The following is a 20,746-nucleotide window of genomic DNA, read 5'->3' on the forward strand; positions in this document are numbered from 1 at the left end:
AGCAGAAAACAGTCGCGGCGCGGGGCTATCCTACGCCGCCCGCGCCGGTAAATACTACGCGGGCTGGCGGACAGGAATAGTAAGATGTCCGAAGCGCACTAAGCAAGTGATGAATAGCACGATACGGTGGGCGCGATGCAGATCGCGCTTACGAAGCGTTGATCACTTCGCCGTTCGCGCTGCCGCCGAGGCTGCGTTTATAAGCCTGCGCGACGATTTCAGCCGGCACGCCTTGCGAGGGATCGCGGCCCATCGATTCGAGCGTCTCGGCGACCCAGCCCGGGCTCACCACATTGACGCGTGCCTTGCCGCGCAACTCGAGCGCGGCCGAGCGCGCGAACGCTTCGACACCCGCATTGACGATGCTGACCGCGGCGCTGCCCTCCATCGGCTGTTGCGCGAGCACGCCGCTCGTCAGCGTGAACGAGCCGCCTTGCGACACATGTGCGGCGCCGCAGCGCACGAGATTGACCTGACCCATCAGCTTGTTGGCAAGACTGAACGCGAAGTCTTCGTCGGCGAGTGAGGCGAACGGTGCGAATTTCGCCGCGCCCGCCGCGCAAACAATCGCGTCGAAGCTGCCACCTTGTGCATACATCGCTTCGATGCTCCGTTTATCCGACAGATCGACATGCAGTTCCGAGCCCTTGCGGCTCGCGCCGACCACGTCATGCTCGGCGGCGAGCAACCGCACGATGTGCGAGCCGAGCAGGCCCGTCGCACCGACAACAAGTATGCGCATACATCCTCCCGAGATCGGTTTGCGGTATTTGCCGCACTGCACATTGCATGGCGATGCAATGCGCGCAGTCCTACCGGTCGAGGATAGACGCTGGCGACGCGACCTGCCATCGCGCGATTGGCCGGGCGGATGAGATGCGCCGTGAATCCCCCGTGAGCATTATTTTTGCTACGCTGGAAGGATCGTCACGTTTCAAGAGAGCGTCGATGAAACCAGACCGCGAGACAGTCGCCGAGCCGGCCGGCGAAGCACCGGCTCAGCAGGCCTTCGCGTCCTACGCCGCGCCGCTGGTCGATGAGGCGATCGAACTCGCCAACGGGATCCGCCACGACGCATCGCCCGAAGCGCTGCACAAACTGCGCGTGTCGCTGCGGCGGTTGCGGTCGTTGTGGTGGGCGTTCGCCCCGCTACTGGACAAGGGCGAGAATGCCCGCCAACGCGCCGTCTATAAGTTTCTCGCCACCGCGGCCGGTAAAACGCGCGATTGGGACATCCTGATCGAACTGCTCTCGCGGGAAGGCAGCGGCGCGCAAGCGTTCATGCCGAAGCTCGAGCAGGCGCGCAGCGACACGCTGGCGACCAGCCGCGAAACCTTATTGAACGCCGACGTCAAACATCTGCTGCGCGATGCATTGGCTACCACTTCCGCGCAACTGCACGTGATGCACCAATCGGATATTGCACTGCGCAAATTCGCCGCTCGACGCATCGACGCATCGGAGCGTTCGTTGAAGAAGCGCATCGAACGTGCACGCCGCGCTAAGCGCTCACATTACGACGCCTTTCACGATGTCAGAAAAGCGGGCAAGAAACTGCGCTATCTGTTCGAGTTTTTCGGGCCGGTGCTAAGAGGCGGTCATAAGCGCACGCTTAAACGGTTGAAGAAAATCCAGAAGCGCTTCGGCATGCTCAACGACACAGTCGCCAGTGAGGGGCTGTTGCGTGAGAATGCCGCGGCGCTTGCCAGTGCCGGCGACATCGAGGCCGCCTTGCAGTGGCTCGATAAGAAACGCAAACGCCGCTTGCGCGCGGCGTCGGGGCTGCTAGGTTGATCGGGCGCGCCCGATCCTCGCTCGTGCGAAGGATGCGCAGCCTGGAATGCACGGCGCACCGTGCTGCCGGTGCGCAGGAGTAACCCGCGAAATAATCCGGGAAAGGAGGCGAAGAGCGTGGTAAAGCGAACGCTTTCGCTGCGTCGTCGGCTGCGCGAGACGTTGCTTGTCGTCCGGATCGGCATGACTCGCTATGTGGGCAACCGCCCTTGGGTGGCTGGCATCGCTGGCACGGTGGTCGCATTGGCCATGTCGATTCTGATCGCGATGGAGGTCGGCGAAGGCCGTACCGAGACGCTCGATCATGCGCGCCAGACCTCGCAAAACCTCGTGTCGATCATTTCCGCGGATCTCGAACGCAACGTCGAGATTTATAGTCTGTCGCTGGAATCGATCGTGGATGCCGCGCGCGATCCGGTCACGTGGACGCTGCCGGTCGCCGTTCGCCAGGCGTTGCTGTTCGATCGAACGACTACCGCGGCCTATCTCGGCGGTGCTTACGTAATCGACGCGGACGGCGAAGTGGCCGCCGCGCAGTATGAAGGCGCGAACACGACCGTGCATCTCGACGACCGCGAATACTTTCTGGCGCAGCAGCGCAATCCGGCGACGGGCCTGTATTTCTCACATCCGTTCATGTCGCGGCTGCGAGACAACAAGCTCTCGGTCGCGCTCACCCGGCGCATCGACGATGCCCAAGGCCGCTTTTCCGGCATCGCGCTGCTCGCGATTCGCATCGAGTACTTCCAGCATCTGCTCGACCGGATCGACACCGGCAAGCAAGGCTCGGTCTTCATCGTCATGACGGACGGCACGCTGCTCGCGCGCAAGCCGATCGTCGTGCCTGAGATCGGCTTGAACATCGCAAACTCGCCAAACTTCCGGGAAATGAGCTCGCATGACTCGGGCAGCGACGTATCGATCGCGGCGGTCGACGGCGTGCGCCGCATGTTCACGTACGCGCACGTGCCGGGCACGCCGCTGATCGCGGTGGTCGCGCCCGCCGTCGACGACGTGCTCGCGCCGTGGGAGCATCGCAGCCATGTGGCCGCTGCGCTGACCGTCGCATTCGGTGCGGTGTTCGTGTTCGTATCGTGGCTGCTCGCGTTCGCGCTACGCGACAAGCAGCGCGCGCAGGCTGCGCTGCAGCGTCTGGCCGCGACCGATCCGCTGACCAAGCTCAACAATCGCCGCGTGCTCGACAAGCGGCTCGAGGACGAATGGCGGCGCGCGCGACGCGAGACCAAGCCGCTGTCGGTACTGTTCATCGACATCGATCACTTCAAGATTTTCAACGATACCTACGGACACGAGAGCGGCGACGAGGTGTTGATCGCGGTGGCCGATTGCATCGCGTCCGTGGTGCGCCGCTCGGTCGATCTGGTCGCGCGCTACGGCGGCGAAGAGTTTGCGGTAGTGCTGCCGGATACCAACGCGCAGGGCGCGTTCGCGGTCGCGGAGCAGATTCGCCGCAAGGTGGAAAGCCAGGTCATCCTGCGGGGGCAGGCGGCGCGCGGGGTGACGGTCAGCGTCGGCTGCGCGACGGCGCTGCCGACGGCGAGCGATAGCGGGGGCGGGCTCGAACTGCTGGCCGCCGCCGATCAACAACTTTATGTGGCGAAGAACCAGGGGCGCAATCGCACCAGTTCGGCGCAGTGGAAGGAAGAGGCAGCGGCGCAGGCGCCTTCGGGTGCTGGGGCCGGGCTTTGACTCCAGGCGCTCAGGAGGCGGCGGCGCTTTCCCGGCCGGGTTGTCGCGGCGCGGCGCGATTCAGGCGCGCTCCGCGCTTGGCGGCGCGAACCCGCGCAATGTCACGGCCGCCGGCATTTCGTCCCGGAACGCCGAGGGCTGCGGATCGGCGGCCGAACCGTCTGCGGAAGCCAGCAACCCCACCGGGAAGCCGCGCCGCTGCCATGCATCGAGTCCGCCGCGCAGCGCGCGAATCCGCGTGTAGCCGTTGCTGCGCATATGTTGCGAGACTTCGAGCGCGGTCGCGCTGTCCGGGCAGATGCAATAGATCACCATGTCGTGCGCGCGCAGCGCGCCATCGATCTGTTCGGGCGAGTGCGGATCGAGCGCGAGCGCGTCGGGAATCTGTCGTCGCAGATCGAGCAGCGGCGCGCCGGGCCGTGCATCGAGCACACGGGATGGCGTCATGCGGCTCATGCGGCCGAGGCGCCGCCAGCGCCACGGCATTCCCGACCTGACGCTCGCCGGTGAGGCGCGCGGCGGAGCGGCCAGCATCGGCGTGGCTGCGCCCGATGCGGCGCGCGCGAAGCGACGTCGCAAGCGATACCGTAGATGCAGCCGGTAGAGCAGATAGACGAGCGCCACGGCAAGGAGGATGTCGGCGAGGGTGCCGCCGCGCTGCTCCACGAACGCGCGCAGCATGTGCAACTCGCGTTCCACCGCCGCGCCGCCGAGCAGCCAGAAGGCCGCCCACGCAATCACGCTCGCGAGTTCCCAGAGTGCGTAGATGCGGATATCCACCGCAGTCGTGCCCATCAGCGGCGGCGTGATCAGGCCGAGCCCAGGCACGAACTTCGAGACCGACACGAGCGGCACGCCGTAGCGTTCGAACAGCGAGCGCGCCATTTCGAGCCTCGTATCGACGGCGGGCGACAGGCGGCCGAGCCACGCGAGCAGCTTGCGGCCGTATAGCCGGCCGGCCGCGAACCAGGTGCCGTCGCCGATCAACGCGCCCAGCACCGCCGCGCCGAGGACAGGCCAGAACGACAGGGTGCCCGCGGCGATCGCCGAGCCCGCGAACAACAGCATCGGCACGGCAGGAATCGGTACACCGAGGCGCGTCAGCAGGACGTTGACGAACACGATCGCGCTGCCCCAGGTTGAAACCGCCGACAACGGAAACTCGACCAATTCAGGCGCTCCTGTTGCTGCTGTTGGGCCGGCATGCGCGCGCAAACCCGCTTTGCATGGGCGCTCCGCATGCAGCACATTGCAAAGCGCGTTCCTGTCGCGCAGTGGGTTCAGCATAACCGAAGGTCTGCGCATGGGCGCGCGGAGCGGTGTGGGTTGGGCGGCGTGTCGATCAGAGAAGGAGAGGGACGACGACGGCCGGTGGGGCGCGTTGGCGTCGATCGCCATGACGCAACTAACGGCCAAGTCCGCGTGCTCACCGCGACGTGCGCGGTGCGCGTCGGGAAGTGCCCGTGGAACGCAACATTGATTCGCAGGGGCGGGGGCTGCATCGTCAGGGCACTGCAAAACGCCCCGCCCAGGTTCAACCCCTCAGGTATTCGGCACCGCCACCACACCCGGATTTCCGACGATCGCCAGAAACTCGCGCCGTGTCGACGGATCGGTGCGGAACGTGCCGAGCATGCGCGACGTGACCATCGTGACGCCGGCCTTATGCACGCCTCGCGTCGACATGCACTGATGCGCGGCTTCGAGAATCACGCCGACGCCGGCCGGCTGCAGCACGTCGTTCAGCGTATCGGCGATTTGCACTGTCATCTTTTCCTGGATCTGCAGCCGTTTCGCGAATGCATCGACGAGACGTGCGAGCTTTGAAATGCCGACCACACGATGATTCGGCAGATACGCGACGTGCGCGCGTCCGATGATCGGCACCATATGGTGCTCGCAATAGCTTTCGAAGCGGATGTCCTTCAGCACGATCATTTCGTCGTAGCCGTCCACTTCGGAGAAAGTGCGCGCGAGGATGTCGCGCGGATCGACCTGATAGCCGGCGAAGAACTCCTCGTAGGCGCGCACCACGCGCGCCGGCGTGTCGATCAGGCCTTCGCGGCTCGGGTCGTCGCCGGCCCAGCGCAGCATCACGCGCACGGCCGCTTCAGCTTCTTCGCGGCTCGGGCGTTCGGCGGCCGCTGCGGGTTTGGTTTTCTTTGCCTTGCTGCTGCTCATGCGTCGTCCTCCTGGATCGCGCGCCGACGCTGCCCGGCGCGCGGGGTCAGTAACTAAGCCCATTGTTCCATGTTTCGCCCCCAAAGGTGCCGATGCCCCTTGCGCTGCCGGGGCGGTCGCGGACTTGCTTCAAACGACTACTTCGGCCATTCGTCCATCGCATCGTTGAACAGTTCGGCGACCAGGCCACGCAGCCAGCTCAGGCGCGGATCGTTATGAAACTTGCGATGCCAATGTTGCCGCAGATCGAAGCGCGGCAACGGCAGCGGCGGCTCGACGAGCATGATCGACGCGTGCTCCGACACGTACGCGAAGCCGATCGCATGCGGCACGGTCGCAAGCAGATCGGTGCGCGCGAGAATGAACGGCAGGCTCATGAAGTGCGGCGTTTCAAGCACGGCGCGTCGCCTGATGCGCTTCTTTTCGAGGTACGCCTCGAGGATTTCCTGGCTGCGTCCCTCGGCGCGCACGACCGCGTGCCCTGACGCCATGTATTGCTCTAGCGTGAGCGGCCCCTTCGACAGCGGATGCCCGCTGCGCATCAGGCAGATGAAGCGATGCGTGAAGAGCCGCTGCTGAAAGAAGTTATTGCCCGACAGGTCCGGAAAATAGCCGACGGCGAGATCGACATCGCCCGATTCGAGTCCGCGCTCGACCTGCGCTGGCGACAGCGACACCGAGCGCAGATTCGCGGAAGGCGCCCGCTCGGCGAACAGCTGCAAAAGTCGCGGCAGAAACACGATCTCGCCGACGTCGGACAGCGCGATCGAGAACGTGTGCGTGCTCGTGGCCGGATCGAAGTTCTGCACCTCGAGCATGCCTTTCTCGATGCGCAACAGCGCATCGCGTGCGGCGGGCAGGATCGCGAGCGCGCGCGGCGTCGGCTCCATGCCTTTCGATGTGCGCACGAACAGCGGATCGTCGAAGTACTCGCGCAGGCGGCCGAGCGCGGTGCTCACACGCGGCTGGCTCACGCCGAGCTGCTCGGCGGCGCGGCTCACGTTGCGTGTGTCTTCCATCGCGACCAGATAGGGGATCAGATTCAGATCCAGAGGTGTCTCGGACATGTTTGTTATGGCTCGCGGGGCGGGCGGGGCACGACCGTGTCTATGCCGTATCGATATAGAGCCTAGTAGAAAAATCGCCTGTCAGCATAATGGGAATTGACGCGGCCCGCTTTTTCGCGCGCGAGTGGAGCGCGATGCAGGCCGTCGCTGCAGCACCCGGCGACCTATGATGGAGGGGCTTTCCCTGGTTTCCCTGCCTTGACAACCCGCCCACAGGACAACCATAATCGCCGAAGCGTTCGCTAAACGAATCACTGTTCACAGAACGAACAATTCAGCCGCGAACCAACCCAAGGCGCCAGCCCGCTCACCATCTCGCGAGCCGTCGCCAGCATGCCCGGAGACTGTTTCCACGCGAGCCTTGTCGGTTAGGGCTGTCAGCCCAGCGGCATTTAGCGCCCCCAAAGGAATTTCGACATGATCAACAAGATTTTCGAGACACTTCAATCGGCGGTTGCCGATGTCCACGACGGCGCGACTGTCATGATCGGTGGCTTCGGCACGGCCGGCATGCCGTCCGAACTGATCGACGCGCTGATCGAGCAGGGCGCGCGCAACCTGACCATCGTCAACAACAATGCAGGTAACGGCGACATTGGCCTCGCGGCGCTGCTGAAGGCCAAGCGCGTGCGCAAGATCATCTGCTCGTTCCCGCGTCAAACCGACTCGTATGTATTCGACGCGCTCTATCGCGCCGGCGAAATCGAACTCGAACTCGTGCCGCAAGGCAACCTCGCCGAGCGCATTCGCGCGGCGGGCGCGGGCATCGGCGGCTTCTTCACGCCGACCGCGTACGGCACCAAGCTCGCCGAAGGCAAGGAAACGCGCCTGATCGACGGCCGTCACTACGTGCTCGAAGCGCCACTGCATGCCGACTTCGCGCTGATCAAGGCGTACAAGGGCGACCGTTGGGGCAACCTGATCTATCGCAAGACCGCGCGTAACTTCGGGCCGATCATGGCCAGCGCCGCGAAGACCGCGATCGTGCAGGTGTCGGAAGTGGTGCCGCTCGGCGGCCTCGATCCGGAAGAGATCGTCACGCCCGGCATTTTCGTGCAACGCGTGATCGCGGTGCCGCAAGCGGCGCATGCCCCGACGCCCAATCCTCACGACGCTGCTGCCTGAACCGGAGACCGACATGAAGAAACTGACCCGCGATGAAATGGCCAAGCGCGTTGCCCAGGACATCCCTGAAGGCGCTTACGTGAACCTCGGCATCGGCGTGCCGACGCTGGTGGCGAACCACCTCGCCGCCGACAAGGAAATCTTCCTGCACAGCGAAAACGGCCTGCTCGGCATGGGCCCGGCACCGGCGAAGGGCGAGGAAGACGACGAACTGATCAACGCCGGCAAGCAGCACGTCACGCTGCTGACGGGCGGTGCTTACTTCCACCACGCGGATTCGTTCGCGATGATGCGCGGCGGCCATCTCGACTTCTGCGTGCTCGGCGCGTTCCAGGTCTCGGCGAAGGGCGACCTCGCGAACTGGCACACCGGCGCGCCCGACGCGATTCCGGCGGTCGGCGGCGCGATGGACCTCGCGATCGGCGCGAAGCAGGTCTACGTGATGATGGAGCACCTGACCAAGCAGGGCGAAAGCAAGATCACCGCCGAGTGCTCGTACCCGGTCACCGGTATCGGCTGCGTGACCCGTATCTATACGGACCTCGCGATGATCGACGTGACGAAGGAAGGCCTCGTCGTGCGTGAGATTTTCACGGACATCGGCTTCGACGAACTGCTGAAGCTGACCGGCGTGCCGATGACAGACGGCACCCAGGCTGCGCGCGCGGCCTGAGGGTCGGCTGAGGCGTCGCGGCGGCGGTCTGCCTGTCGGCCGCACCGATGGCGCCTCATCTGAACGACGCAATACGTCGCATCCATTCGATGCCCGGCGTTGCATGAACAGGCCAGCGCTGACGGGGCAAACCCCGCGTCAGCGCTGGCCTGGCAACTTCGGCGACGTGCCGGCGGCGTTTGGCGCACAATACGCAGCACATGCCGCGGCACACGCACGGCACGGAGCGGCACCGCGCCTGATTTGAACCGCCGCGCGCCGCTTTCCCAGTTCCGAATCCCTCGCACATCGACGTCACCATGCTCGACTCCAGCGCCCGTCTGACTGGCCTTCTTTGCGGCACACAGCCGATGAACGACATCTGGGCGCCGCATGCCACGCTGCAGCGGATGCTCGACGTCGAAGCCGCGCTCGCGCGCGCTTCGGCTGCGCACAACGTCATTCCCGAATCCGCCGTCCCCGCGATCGAAGCCGCCTGCAAGGCCGACCAGCTCGACGCCGACGCGCTCGCGCGCGACGCCGCGCTCGGCGGCAACCTGGCGATTCCGCTCGTCAAGCAACTGACCGCGCGCGTCAAAGCCGCCGACGCCGAAGCGGGCAAATACGTGCATTGGGGCGCGACGAGCCAGGACATCATCGACACGGCGACGGTCCTGCAACTGCGCGACACCTTCGACCTGCTCGACAGCGGCCTGCAATCCACCTGCGAGGCGATCGCGAAACTCGCGGCCGCCCATCGCGCGACGCCGATGATCGGCCGCACGTGGCTGCAACAGGCGCTGCCGATCACGCTGGGCCTCAAGTTCGCGCAATGGCTCGACGCGCTGCTGCGTCATCGCGAGCGGCTCGATGCCTTGCGCGCGCGCGTGCTGGTGCTGCAATTCGGCGGCGCGGCCGGCACGCTCGCGAGTCTGCGCGAGGCGGCGCCTGAGGTCACACAGTCGCTCGCCAAAGAACTCGGCCTCGCGGTGCCGACCTTGCCGTGGCACACGCAGCGCGATCGCATCGCCGAAACGGCATCGCTGTTCGGCATGCTGATCGGCACGCTCGGCAAGATCGCACGCGATGTTTCGCTGCAGATGCAGACCGAAATCGACGAACTCGCCGAGCCCGCCGCGGCTGGCAAGGGCGGTTCGTCGACGATGCCGCACAAGCGCAACCCGGTCGGCTGCGCCGCGGTGCTGACGGCCGCGACGCGCGCGCCCGGACTGGTCGCAACCGTGTTCGCCGGCATGGTGCAGGAGCACGAGCGCGCGCTCGGCGGCTGGCAAGCCGAATGGGACGCGTTGCCGGATCTCGCGCGTCTGGCGGGCGGCGCGCTCGCGAACATCGAGCAGATCGCGTCCGGCCTGAACGTGAACGTGGCGCGCCTCGCCGCGAACCTCGACGTCACACACGGCCTGATCCTCGGCGAAGCGGTGATGCTCGCGCTCGGCGACAGCATCGGCCGGCTCGACGCGCATCATCTGGTCGAGCGCGCGTCGAAGGCGGCGATCCGCGACGGCAAGACGCTATACGACGTGCTCGCCGCCGACGCGGCCGTCACCGAACATCTACCGGTCGAGCGCCTGAAGCAACTGCTCGATCCCGCTCAATACGTCGGCCAGGCGAGCGCATATGTCGACGCCGCACTGGCGCTTCACACCACGCGCGCGCAGCGCGCCCATTCCAAGGAGTAACCGGCATGCCATACGCCGCAGTCAACGGCACCGAGCTTCACTATCGCATCGACGGCGATCGTCACGGCCACGCGCCTTGGCTCGTGCTGTCGAATTCGCTCGGCAGCGATATGTCCATGTGGACGCCGCAGGTCGCGGCGTTGTCGAAGCACTTCCGCGTACTGCGTTACGACACGCGCGGTCACGGTCATTCGGAAGCGCCGAAGGGTCCGTACACGATCGAGCAGCTGAGCGGCGACGTGCTCGGTCTGATGGATACGCTGAAGATCGCGCGCGCGAATTTTTGCGGCATCTCGATGGGCGGCCTGACCGGCATCGCGCTCGCCGCGCGTCACAGCGACCGCTTCGAGCGCGTCGTGCTGTGCAATACGGCCGCGCGCATCGGCTCGCCGGAAGTGTGGGTGCCGCGTGCCGCGAAGGCGCGCCACGAAGGCATGCTCGCGCTCGCCGACGCGGTGCTGCCGCGCTGGTTCACCGCAGAGTTCATCGAGCGCGAACCGGTCGTGCTGGCGATGATCCGCGACGTGTTCGTGCATACCGACAAGGAAGGCTACGCATCGAACTGCGACGCGATCGACGCGTCCGACCTGCGCCCCGAAGCGCCGGGCATCAAGCTGCCGACGCTCGTGATCAGCGGCACGCACGATCTGGCCGCGACGCCCGCGCAAGGCCGCGAACTCGCGGCGGCGATTCCGGGCGCGCGCTACGTCGAGCTCGACGCCTCGCATATTTCCAACATCGAGAAGGTCGACGAGTTCACGAAGACCGTGCTCGACTTCCTGACGGAGGCAAAATGAACGACGAAGACCGTTACGAAGCTGGGATGGGGGTGCGCCGCGCGGTGCTGGGCAACGCGCACGTCGACCGTTCGCTCGCGAACCGCACCGAGCTGACCGAGGAGTTCCAGAACTTCATCACGCGCTATGCATGGGGCGAGATCTGGACGCGCGAAGGTCTGCCGCGTCATACGCGCAGCCTGCTGACGATCGCGATGATGGTTGCGCTCAATCGCAGCGAAGAACTTGCGCTGCACCTGCGTGCCGCGAAGAACAACGGCGTGACGCGCGAGCAGATCAAGGAAGTGCTGCTGCAGACCGCAATCTATTGCGGCGTGCCGGCGGCTAACTCCGCGTACCATCTGGCCGACAAGCTGTTCCGCGAGGACGATGCGGCGGCCGCGGCGGCGAAGTCGTAAAGACTGCACGCGCCACGTTTCGCTTCATTCAAAAAAAGCGCGCGACGGACATCTCCGTCGCGCGTTTTTTTATGCGGCGGTTGCGGATCTGCTGGTGACTGTCGGCGTGCCGCGCCGCCGCCATCGAGCCCACGCAGTCGCTATCGAGGTGATCGATAATCCGTATGCGAGCGCTTTCTTCAAGCCGCTCAATGGCCTCCGCTTGTTGCGCAGGTTGTTTCGCTGGTAGTGTCCTGCCGTTGACGCGGGCGCGCATGGTGCCGCCCGCGCTGCAACCTCCGCCGATCGGGCCGCTGCGCGTATTGCACATGCACTGCGCGCGCGCCGTTCGGCGAGCTGCCGAGGGTCGCGATGCTTTCGAATCTGCTGGTACAACTGGTCAATGGACTCGCCGACGCGTCGACGCTGTTTCTGGTCGCCGCCGGTTTGTCGTTGATCTTCGGCGTGACGCGCATCGTCAACTTTGCGCACGGCTCGTTCTATATGTTCGGGATCTACGTCGCGTACAGCATCGCGAGCCGCTTCGGCCATACGACAGCCGGTTTCTGGTTGTCGGTGCTGGCCGCTGCGCTCGCGGTCGCGGTGTTGGGCGCGCTCGTTGAAATCGTCGTGCTGCGGCGGATCTATCAGGCGCCCGAGCTGTTCCATCTGCTCGCCACGTTTGCGCTCGTGCTGATCTTTCGCGACGCGGCGCTGTGGCTATGGGGCCCCGACGACCTGTTCGGCCCGCGCGCGCCGCATCTCGCGGGCGCGGTCGATTTTCTCGGCCATCCGCTGCCCACCTACGATATCGCGCTGATCGTGATCGGCCCGGTCGTCCTGCTGCTGCTTTGGTATGCGTTGACGCGCACGCGCTGGGGTACGCTGGTGCGCGCCGCCACCCAGGATCGCGAGATGCTCGGCGCGCTCGGCATCAATCAGGCCTGGCTGTTTACCGGTGTGTTCTTCGTCGGCGCGTTTCTCGCGGGACTCGGCGGCGCGCTGCAAGGGCCGCGCATGTCCGCGAACCTGTCGCTCGATCTCGAGACGATCGGCAATGCGTTCGTGGTCGTCGTGGTCGGCGGCATGGGTTCGATTCCGGGCGCATTCGTCGCGGCGTTGCTGATCGCCGAGATCAAGGCGCTGTGCATCGGCATCGGTCACGTGACGATTTTCGGCATCGGTTTGTCGCTGAGCCGCTTTACGCTGGTGGCCGAATTCGTCGTGATGGCGTTCGTGCTGGTGGTGCGGCCGTGGGGGTTGCTCGGCCGCGCGAGCGCCGCGGTGCGCGTGATGGGCGCACCGGAAACGCCGTTGCGTCCGGCGGGCAAGCGTCTGAAGTGGCTCGCCGCCTTCGTGTTGCTGGCGCTCGTGCTCGCGCCGCTCGCGGCCAACGCGTTTCCGTATATGCCGGTGCTGCTCGTCGAGATCCTGATCGCGGTGCTGTTCGCGACCAGCCTGCATTTCATTATGGGTCCGGGCGGCCTGCATTCGTTCGGCCATGCCGCGTACTTCGGACTCGGTGCATACGGCGCGGCGCTGTTTCTCAAAGTGCTGAACCTGCCGATGGAAGCCGCGCTGCTGCTCGGGCCGCTGCTCGCGGTGGTCGGCGCGCTCGTGTTCGGCTGGTTCTGCGTGCGCCTCTCGGGCGTCTATCTCGCGATGCTGACGCTCGCGTTCGCGCAGATCGTCTGGTCGGTCGTGTTCCAGTGGGACGACGTGACCGGCGGCAGCAATGGCATCCTCGGACTGTGGCCGTCGAACTGGCTGTCGTCGCCGGTCGCGTTCTACTACCTGACGCTCGCGTGCGCGGTGCTCGGCGTGTGGCTGTTGCGCCGCATGCTGTTCTCGCCGCTTGGGCTTGCGATGCGTGCGTCGCGCGATTCCGCGCTGCGCGCCGAGGCGATCGGCATCGACGTGAAGCGGGTGCAGTGGGCGTCGTTCGTGATCGCGGCATTGTTCTGCGGACTGGCCGGATCGCTGTACGCGTTTTCGAAGGGCAATATCTCGCCCGAAGTGATCAGTGTGAGCCGTTCGGTGGATGGCCTCGTGATGGTGCTGCTCGGCGGCTTGCAGACCTTGAGCGGGCCGATCGTCGGCGCAGCGGTATTCACGTGGCTGCAGGATACGGTCGCGCGACAGACCGACTACTGGCAGTCGCTGCTCGGCCTCGCGATCCTGCTGCTGGTGATCGCGTTTCCGCAGGGAATCGTCGGCTTCGTTCGCGAGCGTTTCGGCGATGCGAATGACGATCAGGCCGACCAGAACAACGGCGGCGCCGCGTCGCCGTCGCAACGGACCGCCGCGGTCAAGGAGGGGCTATGAGCCTGCTGCGCGTAAGCGGTCTGTCGAGATCGTTCGGAGGACTGAAGGCGGTCGATGACGTTTCATTCGCGCTCGAAGCCGGTCAACTGCTGGCGCTGCTGGGCCCCAACGGTGCGGGCAAATCGACGTGTTTCAACATGGTCAACGGCCAGTTGCAGCCGTCCTCGGGGTCGATCCTGCTCGACGGTCATGAGCTCGTCGGCATGCGGCCGCGTGATATCTGGCGACGCGGCGTCGGCCGCACGTTCCAGATCGCCGCGACGTTCAACTCGATGACGGTGCTCGAAAACGTGCAGATGGCGCTGGTGTCGCGCGAGAAAAAGACCTTCGGCCTGTGGAGGCCGGCGGGCTCGCACCATGCCGACGAAGCATTCGCGCTGCTCGAACAGGTCGGCATGAGCGCGCATGCGAAGCGCGCGTGCGGCGTGCTCGCCTATGGCGACGTGAAGCGCGTCGAACTCGCGATCGCGCTTGCGAACCGGCCCAAGCTGCTGTTGATGGACGAACCGACCGCCGGCATGGCGCCGCAGGAGCGCCACGAATTGATGGCGTTGACCCGGCGTCTGGTCACCGAACACAGGATCGGCGTGCTGTTCACCGAACACAGCATGGACGTTGTTTTCGCGTACGCCGACCGGATGATCGTGCTCGCACGCGGCAAGCTGATCGCCGAGGGCGATGCCGACACGATCCGCAACGACGCGCGCGTGCAGGAGGTCTATCTCGGCACCGGCAAGACCTTCCGGCCGCACGCGCCGCTACAGGACGCGGCAAACAATGCGCACAACGGCCAGGGGTCCTTGCAATGAGCGAACCGATGCTGAAAGTCTCCGGCCTGAACGCGTTCTACGGTCGAGCGCACATCCTGTTCGACGTCGGCCTCGAAGTCGGCCGTGGTGAAGTGGTCGCCCTGATGGGCCGCAACGGCGCCGGCAAATCGACGACGATGAAAGCGGTGATGGGACTCCTGCCGCGCCGCCAGGGCGAAGTGACGTTTCGCGGCCAGAACATCAGTGCGCTCGCGCCGTACAGGATCGCGCGCATGGGCATCGGCTTCGTGCCCGAGGATCGCCGCGTGTTCGCGGACCTGACCGTGATGGAAAATCTCGACACCGGTCGCCAGCCGCCGCGCGAAGGCGCGCCGCAATGGACGCCCGAGAAGCTGTTTCGCCTGTTTCCGAATCTCGGCGAAATGCCGAAGCGGCCCGGCGGCCAGATGAGCGGCGGCGAACAGCAGATGCTGACCGTCTCGCGCACGCTGATGGGCAATCCGTATCTGGTGCTGCTCGACGAACCGTCCGAAGGCGTCGCGCCGGTGATCGTCGAGCAGATGGCCAACATGATTCTCGAACTGAAGCGCGAGGGGCTTTCCATTCTTTTGTCCGAACAGAATCTGCACTTCGCCGAGCTGGTCAGCGACCGCGCGTATGTGCTCGAAAAAGGGCAGATCCGCTTCGGCGGCACGATCGACGAACTAGCCCGGAACGAAACAGTGAGGCGCGCTTATCTGAGCGTGTGATTCTCGACGGCATCGGCTCGCCTGCGCGGCCCGAACTCGGTACGATGCCGGCTTACCGCGATAGTTTCAACGACGGCCAGGTCGCCGAACTCGTGTCGTACCTGCGCGCGCAGCCGCGCGAGCCGTGAGTTCCACGGGCCGTCGTCCGCGTGCCCGTACGCTGGCACGTTCGCACGTCTGACAAAAACCAGCAATCCTTCTGATAACGGAGAAACGCATGACCACGCGCGCAGGATGGATCTCTCGTCTCATGGTGTCGACCGTGTGCTCGTTCGCCGCGCTCGGCGCGAGCGCCCAGCAGACCATCAAGATCGGCGAGATCAATAGCTACAAGGCGCAACCGGCCTTTCTCGGGCCTTACAAGCAAGGCTGGAATCTCGCGCTCGAACAGGTCAACGCGGCAGGCGGCGTGCTCGGCAAGCAGCTCGAAGTGGTTTCGCGCGATGACAACGGCAACCCCGGCGACACGATCCGCGTCGCCCAGGAACTGATCGCGCGCGAGCAGGTGCAGTTGCTGTTCGGCGGCTTCCTGTCGAACACCGGCCTCGCGCTCGCCGACTTCGCGAAGCAGAAGAAGATCTTCTTCCTCGCGGCCGAACCGCTGACCGACAAGATCGTCTGGGCCGATGGCAACAAATACACGTACCGTCTGCGTCCTTCGACCTACATGCAAGTCGCGATGCTGGTCCCTGAGGCCGCCAAGCTGAAGAAGAAGCGCTGGGCGATCGTGTATCCGAACTACGAGTACGGGCAATCGGCGGTGGCGACCTTCAAGAAGCTGCTGAGCGCCGCGCAGCCCGACGTGCAGTTCGTCGTCGAACAGGCGACGCCGCTCGGCAACGTCGACGCGGGCGCCGTCACCCAGGCGATCGCCGACGCGAAGCCCGATGCGATCTTCAACGTGCTGTTCGCCGCCGACCTCGGCAAGTTCGTGCGCGAGGGCAATACCCGTGGGCTCTTCAAGGATCGCGCGGTGGTGTCGCTGCTGACCGGCGAGCCCGACTATCTCGATCCGCTCGGCGCCGAAGCGCCGACTGGCTGGATCGTGACCGGCTACCCGTGGTATTCGATCGATACGGCCGCGAACAAGCAGTTCGTCGAGGCCTATCAGGCGAGGTATCACGACTATCCGCGAGTGGGCTCGGTGGTCGGCTATTCGGCGCTGATGTCGATCGCGGACGGGATCAGGAAAGCCGGTTCGACCGATCCGGACAAGCTCGCCGCCGCGTTCAAGGGGCTCAACGTGCAGACGCCGTTCGGTCCGATCGTCTACCGCGCGCAGGACAATCAGTCGACGATGGGCGCATATGTTGGCGTGACCGGCTTGAAGGATGGCAAGGGCGTGATGACGTCGTACCGGTATGTGGATGGCGCGAGCGTGCAGCCGTCGGATGCCGAAGTGAAGAAGCTGCGGCCGGCGGATTGAAGACGTGATGCGCGGCGGTCCGTCGTGACTGCCGCGCGATGGTTCGTGCTGCTGGCTAAAACTACTCTTCCGCGTCGTGCTCGGTGACGAAGCGCTTCAGATAAGCGAGCACGGCCGCTTCCATCGCGCGATGATCGGCGGTGTTTTTCGAGCCCGCGTTTTCTTCATCGCCGAACAAGGTGGACGGTGCGTTGTGCACGTCCACTTCCTGTCCCTCGCGAAACACGCGGATTTCGTGGACGTCTTCGGCGTATTCCGCGATCCAGTGCACGCCCTCGATATGCGCGCCAGCGCGAACGGTAGCGAGTTTCATGGCTGTCTCCCATGCCAGGCAAGCAATGCCGTCGGAGCAGACCGGGTGCCGCCCCTTGCCCACCACCATACGCCGTCCCGTCGATGCGCGCGAGTCCTCTCGCGCCGCGCGCCGGACCGTGGCCGGGCTGGACGCTCCGGCACGCCCGTTGCTGATCGATAAGGCCAGATCCACAACGGGAGAACGATCATGCCAGAGCAGAAGACCTTGAAGCGTGCCGCGGCCGATAAACGCGCCGGCAAATCAGCGAGCACTCAAGCGGGAGAGTTCGTCAAGGAACAGGTGGACAAAGTCCGCGCCGGCAAGCACGGCGTGCGTTCGGCGAAGCAGGCGATCGCGATCGGACTGTCGGAGGCGCGCCGCGCGGGCGTCGACCTGAAGCCCCCGAAGAAGGGCGCGACGAGCGAGGCGACCCGCAAGAAAGCGCAGAAGGACAGCGCCGCGGGCCAGCACGAAGGCGCCGCGAAGAAGAGCGCGAGCAACGAGTCGAGCGCGAAACGCTCGCGCGTGAGCACCAGCGTGCTCAAGCGCGAGGGCAAGGCCGGGGCGTCGTCGGCGGCGATGTCGAAGCAGGCGAAGTCGGCGGCGGCCAAGCGGCCTGCGGCGAGCCGCTCGGCAGCGGCGAAAAAAGCCGCGGCGACGAAGGGCGCGGCTGGACGCTCCGCCGCCGCGAAGAAGGCCGCGCACACGCGGGCGTCGCGCGCGCATCACTGAGGTTACGGCGCGCGGCGAAGTGGTCCACAAAGGAAAAGAGCGGCGCACGCTTGGGCGTGCCGCCGCTCTTTGCTTGTTGCCGGATCGCGCGCTTTGTTACTGCACGGTCGCCAGCACCTCGCCGACGGTCCGGAAGATCCGCGCGATCTGCTCTTCGTCGATGATCAGCGGCGGCGAAAACGCGAGGATGTCGCCGGTGAAGCGGATCAGCACGCCCGCCTCGAAGCATTTGACGAACGCCTCGTAAGCGCGAGCGCCCGGCGCGCCATCGCGCGATTCGAGCTCGATGCCGGCGACGAGGCCCAGGTTGCGCACGTCCTTCACGTGTTTCGTGCCACGTAGCGCATGCGCGGCGGCTTCGAACGTCGGCGCGAGGCTGGCCGCGCGCTCGAACAGCTGCTCGCGGCGATACAGATCGAGCGTCGCGATCGCGGCCGCGGCCGCCGCCGGATGCGCCGAGTACGTGTAGCCGTGGAACAGTTCGATCGCGCCCGGCGCGCCGCTGCCGACGACCGTGTCGTGAATCGTGCGGCTCGCCGCGACCGCGCCCATCGGAATCGACGCGTTGTTGATCGCCTTCGCCATCGTGATCAGATCCGGCGTGACGCCGAAGTATTCGCTCGCGGTCGCCTTGCCGACGCGGCCGAAGCCCGTGATCACCTCGTCGAAGATCAGCAGGATGCCGTGCTTCGTGCAGATCTCGCGCAGCTTCTGCAGGTAGCCTTGCGGCGGAACCAGCACACCGGTCGAGCCGGCCACCGGCTCGACGATCACCGCGGCGATCGTCGAGGCGTCGTGCAGCGTGACGATGCGTTCCAGTTCCTCGGCCAGATGCGCGCCCCACGCGGGCTGGCCCTTCGAGAACGCGTTGTGTTCGAGGTTGTGCGTGTGCGGCAGATGATCGACCGCCGGCAGCAGCGCGCCTGAAAACGTCTTGCGATTCGTCGCGATGCCGCCGACCGAGATGCCGCCGAAGCCGACGCCGTGATAGCCGCGCTCGCGGCCGATCAGACGCGTGCGCTGGCCCTCGCCGCGCGCGCGATGGTAGGCGAGCGCGATTTTCAGCGCGGTGTCGACCGATTCGGAACCCGAGTTCGTGAAGAAGATGCGGTCGAGACCGGCCGGCATCAGCTCGGCGACCTTGGTCGCGGCTTCGAACGCGAGCGGGTGGCCCATCTGGAAGGTCGGCGCGAAGTCGAGCGTCGACAACTGCTGCGTGATCGCGGCGACGATCTCGTCGCGGCCATGCCCGGCATTCACGCACCACAGCCCGGCGCAACCATCGAGAATCTCGCGTCCGTCGGTGCTGCGGTAGTACATGCCCTTGGCCGACTCCAGCAGGCGCGGCGCGGCCTTGAACTGGCGATTGGCGGTGAAGGGCATCCAGAAAGACGACAGATCGTCGATGACGGGGCGCGAAGTCATGGCATCTCCTCGAAATGGGTGTCGGTTGAGGGCTTTTTGCGTAGCCAAACTGTAGCGTCCGCGGTTTAATGGCGGCATAAACAGTTGACGAAGTGTGGTGCCAACTGTGCTGGCGGATTCGCTCGAACTGTGTCGGTACATGAGCGGTCCGCAGTCCGTTTTCTTTGCCCCTGGTTTTTCGCCCGAATATTCGCCCGAATCATGATCGAACTGGACCTTCAACGCGACCGGCGCGCGGCACCGACGCTCGTCGAACAGGTCGTGCAAGGCTTCGCGCGCGCGATCGACGCACAGTCGTTGCGCGCCGGCGCGCTGCTGCCATCGGTGCGTCAGCTGGCGCAGAGCCACGCGCTCAGCACCTTCACGGTGACCGAGGCGTACAACCGGCTCGTGTCGATGGGGCTGGTGGTCGCGCGGCGCGGCTCCGGCTATCGCGTGGCGGCGCGCCCGGGGTCCCCGCGCGCGGCCGCCGCCGACTGGCAGCCGCCGAGCCTGACCGCGACGTGGCTGCTGTCCGACGTGTTCGCCGACCATTCGGTGCCGATCAAGGCGGGCTGCGGCTGGCTGCCGAGCGAATGGATCAACGAGAGCGGCCTGCAGCACGCACTGCGCGCGCTGAGCCGGGTGCCGGCCGCGCGCCTCGGCGACTACGGGCATCCGTACGGCTTCGCGCCGCTGCGCGAGCGCATCGCCGAGCAGCTCGACCGGCGGGGCCTGCCCGTCGACGTCGCCAACGTGCTGCTCACGCAGGGCGCGACCCAGGGGCTCGATCTGATCGTGCGCACGCTGTTGCGCGCGGGCGATGCGGTGATCGTCGAAGATCCCGGCTACTGCAATCTGCTGCTGATTCTCAAGCTCGCCGGGCTGGTCGTGCATGGGGTGCCGCGCACGCCGGCCGGCGTCGATACGGACGTGCTCGAAACCCTGGTCGCACAACACAAACCGAAGGCGATTTTCGTCAACACGACGCTGCAGAATCCGACCGGCGCGACGTACGGCATGTCGGCCGCGTTCCGCCTGCTGCAGATCGCCGAGCGCGAGCGCATCTGGGTGATCGAGGACGACGTGAGCCGCGAACTCGCGCCGGCCGCCGCGCCGCTGTTCGCTGCGATGGAAGGCCTGCAACGCGTGCTGTACGTCGGCGGCTTTTCGAAGACGGTGACGCCGTCGCTGCGCTGCGGCTACGTGGTCGCCGAGCAGGCGGTGCTGCGCGAACTCGCGCGTACGAAGATGGCGGTGGGGCTGACCTCGTCGGAGACGATCGAGCGGATCGTCGACAAGGTACTGGTGGAAGGGCATTACGCGCGCCACGTCGAGACGGTCGACGAGCGGCTGAAGCTCGCGCACACGGCGCTCGAGGAACGGCTCGACGCGCTCGGCCTCGAGGTGTTTCACCGGCCGCGCGCGGGACTGTTCATGCTGGCGCGCCTGCCGATCGAAGCGGAGCGCGCCGCCGAGGTCGCGACCGCCGCGCTCGCGCACGGCATCTGGCTCGCGCCGGGCTCCTACTTCCGTCCCGACGACGCGCCGAGCGCCTGGTTTCGCTTCAATGCGCCGTATTCGACCGACGACGCGTTGTGGCGCTTCATCGAGCGGGTCGGGCAGGGGGCGTGGTAGACGC

The 20,746-nt window shown here is 65.8% G+C and carries 21 protein-coding genes; 14 read left to right on the forward strand and 7 right to left on the reverse strand.

Annotated features, from left to right (window positions below; all coding sequences use genetic code 11):
* Positions 1–148: 148 nt before the first annotated feature.
* A complete protein-coding gene (locus CI15_RS22740) occupies positions 149–742 on the reverse strand; it encodes a short chain dehydrogenase (protein WP_062131396.1) in 594 nt (197 codons plus the stop codon).
* Positions 743–948: 206 nt separating this feature from the next.
* Here CI15_RS22740 and CI15_RS22745 point away from each other — a divergent pair, with 206 nt between their 5' ends.
* Entirely contained in the window at positions 949–1,794 is an 846-nt protein-coding gene (locus CI15_RS22745) for a CHAD domain-containing protein (RefSeq protein ID WP_062131398.1), read from the forward strand.
* A 183-nt stretch (positions 1,795–1,977) separates the two neighbouring features.
* Positions 1,978–3,504, forward strand: a complete 1,527-nt coding sequence (locus CI15_RS22750) for a diguanylate cyclase (RefSeq protein WP_420915873.1) — start codon at positions 1,978–1,980, stop codon at positions 3,502–3,504.
* A 60-nt stretch (positions 3,505–3,564) separates the two neighbouring features.
* Here the strand turns inward: CI15_RS22750 and CI15_RS22755 are convergent, their stop codons facing one another.
* The 3 genes from CI15_RS22755 to CI15_RS22765 all read right to left on the reverse strand — a co-directional run bounded on the left by CI15_RS22755 (position 3,565) and on the right by CI15_RS22765 (position 6,752).
* Positions 3,565–4,674 carry a VTT domain-containing protein gene (locus tag CI15_RS22755; RefSeq protein ID WP_062131403.1) on the reverse strand — a complete coding sequence of 370 codons (1,110 nt, stop codon included), beginning with the start codon at positions 4,672–4,674 and terminating at the stop codon, positions 3,565–3,567.
* A 372-nt stretch (positions 4,675–5,046) separates the two neighbouring features.
* Positions 5,047–5,685 carry a GTP cyclohydrolase I FolE gene (gene folE, locus CI15_RS22760; RefSeq protein WP_062131406.1) on the reverse strand — a complete coding sequence of 213 codons (639 nt, stop codon included), beginning with the start codon at positions 5,683–5,685 and terminating at the stop codon, positions 5,047–5,049.
* A 137-nt stretch (positions 5,686–5,822) separates the two neighbouring features.
* Positions 5,823–6,752, reverse strand: coding sequence for a LysR family transcriptional regulator (locus CI15_RS22765; RefSeq protein WP_062131408.1), 930 nt, complete (start codon positions 6,750–6,752; stop codon positions 5,823–5,825).
* Positions 6,753–7,169: 417 nt separating this feature from the next.
* On the opposite strand from CI15_RS22765, the gene CI15_RS22770 reads away from it, so the two are divergent.
* The 5 genes from CI15_RS22770 to pcaC all read left to right on the forward strand — a co-directional run bounded on the left by CI15_RS22770 (position 7,170) and on the right by pcaC (position 11,424).
* Positions 7,170–7,877: a 3-oxoacid CoA-transferase subunit A gene (locus CI15_RS22770; protein ID WP_062131411.1), complete on the forward strand. Its 708-nt coding sequence runs from the start codon at positions 7,170–7,172 to the stop codon at positions 7,875–7,877.
* A gap of 13 nt (positions 7,878–7,890) precedes the next feature.
* The gene (locus CI15_RS22775) at positions 7,891–8,550 is read left to right on the forward strand and encodes a 3-oxoacid CoA-transferase subunit B (protein WP_062131414.1); all 660 of its coding nucleotides are present in this window, start codon (positions 7,891–7,893) and stop codon (positions 8,548–8,550) included.
* 299 nt (positions 8,551–8,849) lie between these two features.
* Complete coding sequence (locus CI15_RS22780; protein WP_062131417.1) at positions 8,850–10,229, forward strand: 3-carboxy-cis,cis-muconate cycloisomerase; 1,380 nt, start codon at positions 8,850–8,852, stop codon at positions 10,227–10,229.
* Between the two features lie 5 nt (positions 10,230–10,234).
* A complete protein-coding gene (gene pcaD, locus CI15_RS22785; protein WP_062131421.1) occupies positions 10,235–11,026 on the forward strand; it encodes a 3-oxoadipate enol-lactonase in 792 nt (263 codons plus the stop codon).
* Positions 11,023–11,424: a 4-carboxymuconolactone decarboxylase gene (gene pcaC, locus CI15_RS22790; RefSeq protein WP_062131424.1), complete on the forward strand. Its 402-nt coding sequence runs from the start codon at positions 11,023–11,025 to the stop codon at positions 11,422–11,424. The genes pcaD and pcaC overlap by 4 nt, the downstream gene beginning before the upstream one ends.
* A gap of 28 nt (positions 11,425–11,452) precedes the next feature.
* Here pcaC and CI15_RS22795 read toward each other — a convergent pair whose 3' ends face one another.
* Complete coding sequence (locus CI15_RS22795; protein ID WP_062131427.1) at positions 11,453–11,680, reverse strand: hypothetical protein; 228 nt, start codon at positions 11,678–11,680, stop codon at positions 11,453–11,455.
* Positions 11,681–11,775: 95 nt separating this feature from the next.
* Here CI15_RS22795 and CI15_RS22800 point away from each other — a divergent pair, with 95 nt between their 5' ends.
* The 5 genes from CI15_RS22800 (at position 11,776) to CI15_RS22815 (ending at position 16,673) form a co-directional block, all read left to right on the forward strand.
* Positions 11,776–13,728, forward strand: coding sequence for an ABC transporter permease (locus CI15_RS22800; protein WP_062131430.1), 1,953 nt, complete (start codon positions 11,776–11,778; stop codon positions 13,726–13,728).
* On the forward strand, positions 13,725–14,537 hold the full coding sequence (locus CI15_RS22805) for an ABC transporter ATP-binding protein (RefSeq protein WP_062131433.1): 813 nt from the start codon (positions 13,725–13,727) through the stop codon (positions 14,535–14,537). The genes CI15_RS22800 and CI15_RS22805 overlap by 4 nt, the downstream gene beginning before the upstream one ends.
* Positions 14,534–15,247 carry an ABC transporter ATP-binding protein gene (locus CI15_RS22810; RefSeq protein WP_062131435.1) on the forward strand — a complete coding sequence of 238 codons (714 nt, stop codon included), beginning with the start codon at positions 14,534–14,536 and terminating at the stop codon, positions 15,245–15,247. Before CI15_RS22805 ends, CI15_RS22810 begins: the two co-directional genes overlap by 4 nt.
* Positions 15,244–15,375 (forward strand): hypothetical protein, encoded by a 132-nt coding sequence (locus CI15_RS38075; protein ID WP_277621049.1) that lies wholly within the window; start codon positions 15,244–15,246, stop codon positions 15,373–15,375. The genes CI15_RS22810 and CI15_RS38075 overlap by 4 nt, the downstream gene beginning before the upstream one ends.
* Before the next feature lie 89 nt (positions 15,376–15,464).
* On the forward strand, positions 15,465–16,673 hold the full coding sequence (locus tag CI15_RS22815; RefSeq protein WP_062131438.1) for an ABC transporter substrate-binding protein: 1,209 nt from the start codon (positions 15,465–15,467) through the stop codon (positions 16,671–16,673).
* 61 nt (positions 16,674–16,734) lie between these two features.
* On the opposite strand, the gene CI15_RS22820 is transcribed toward CI15_RS22815, so the two are convergent.
* Complete coding sequence (locus tag CI15_RS22820; RefSeq protein WP_062131441.1) at positions 16,735–16,986, reverse strand: hypothetical protein; 252 nt, start codon at positions 16,984–16,986, stop codon at positions 16,735–16,737.
* Between the two features lie 189 nt (positions 16,987–17,175).
* Between CI15_RS22820 and CI15_RS22825 the strand changes: the two genes are divergently transcribed.
* Positions 17,176–17,700, forward strand: a complete 525-nt coding sequence (locus CI15_RS22825) for a DUF6496 domain-containing protein (RefSeq protein WP_062131444.1) — start codon at positions 17,176–17,178, stop codon at positions 17,698–17,700.
* A 96-nt stretch (positions 17,701–17,796) separates the two neighbouring features.
* Here CI15_RS22825 and aptA read toward each other — a convergent pair whose 3' ends face one another.
* On the reverse strand, positions 17,797–19,125 hold the full coding sequence (aptA, locus tag CI15_RS22830) for an omega-aminotransferase AptA (RefSeq protein ID WP_062131447.1): 1,329 nt from the start codon (positions 19,123–19,125) through the stop codon (positions 17,797–17,799).
* A gap of 201 nt (positions 19,126–19,326) precedes the next feature.
* Between aptA and CI15_RS22835 the strand changes: the two genes are divergently transcribed.
* Positions 19,327–20,742: an aminotransferase-like domain-containing protein gene (locus tag CI15_RS22835; RefSeq protein WP_062131450.1), complete on the forward strand. Its 1,416-nt coding sequence runs from the start codon at positions 19,327–19,329 to the stop codon at positions 20,740–20,742.
* Positions 20,743–20,746 lie beyond the last annotated feature (4 nt).

The sequence above is a fragment of the Paraburkholderia monticola genome (assembly GCF_001580545.1).
GTDB lineage: Bacteria > Pseudomonadota > Gammaproteobacteria > Burkholderiales > Burkholderiaceae > Paraburkholderia > Paraburkholderia monticola.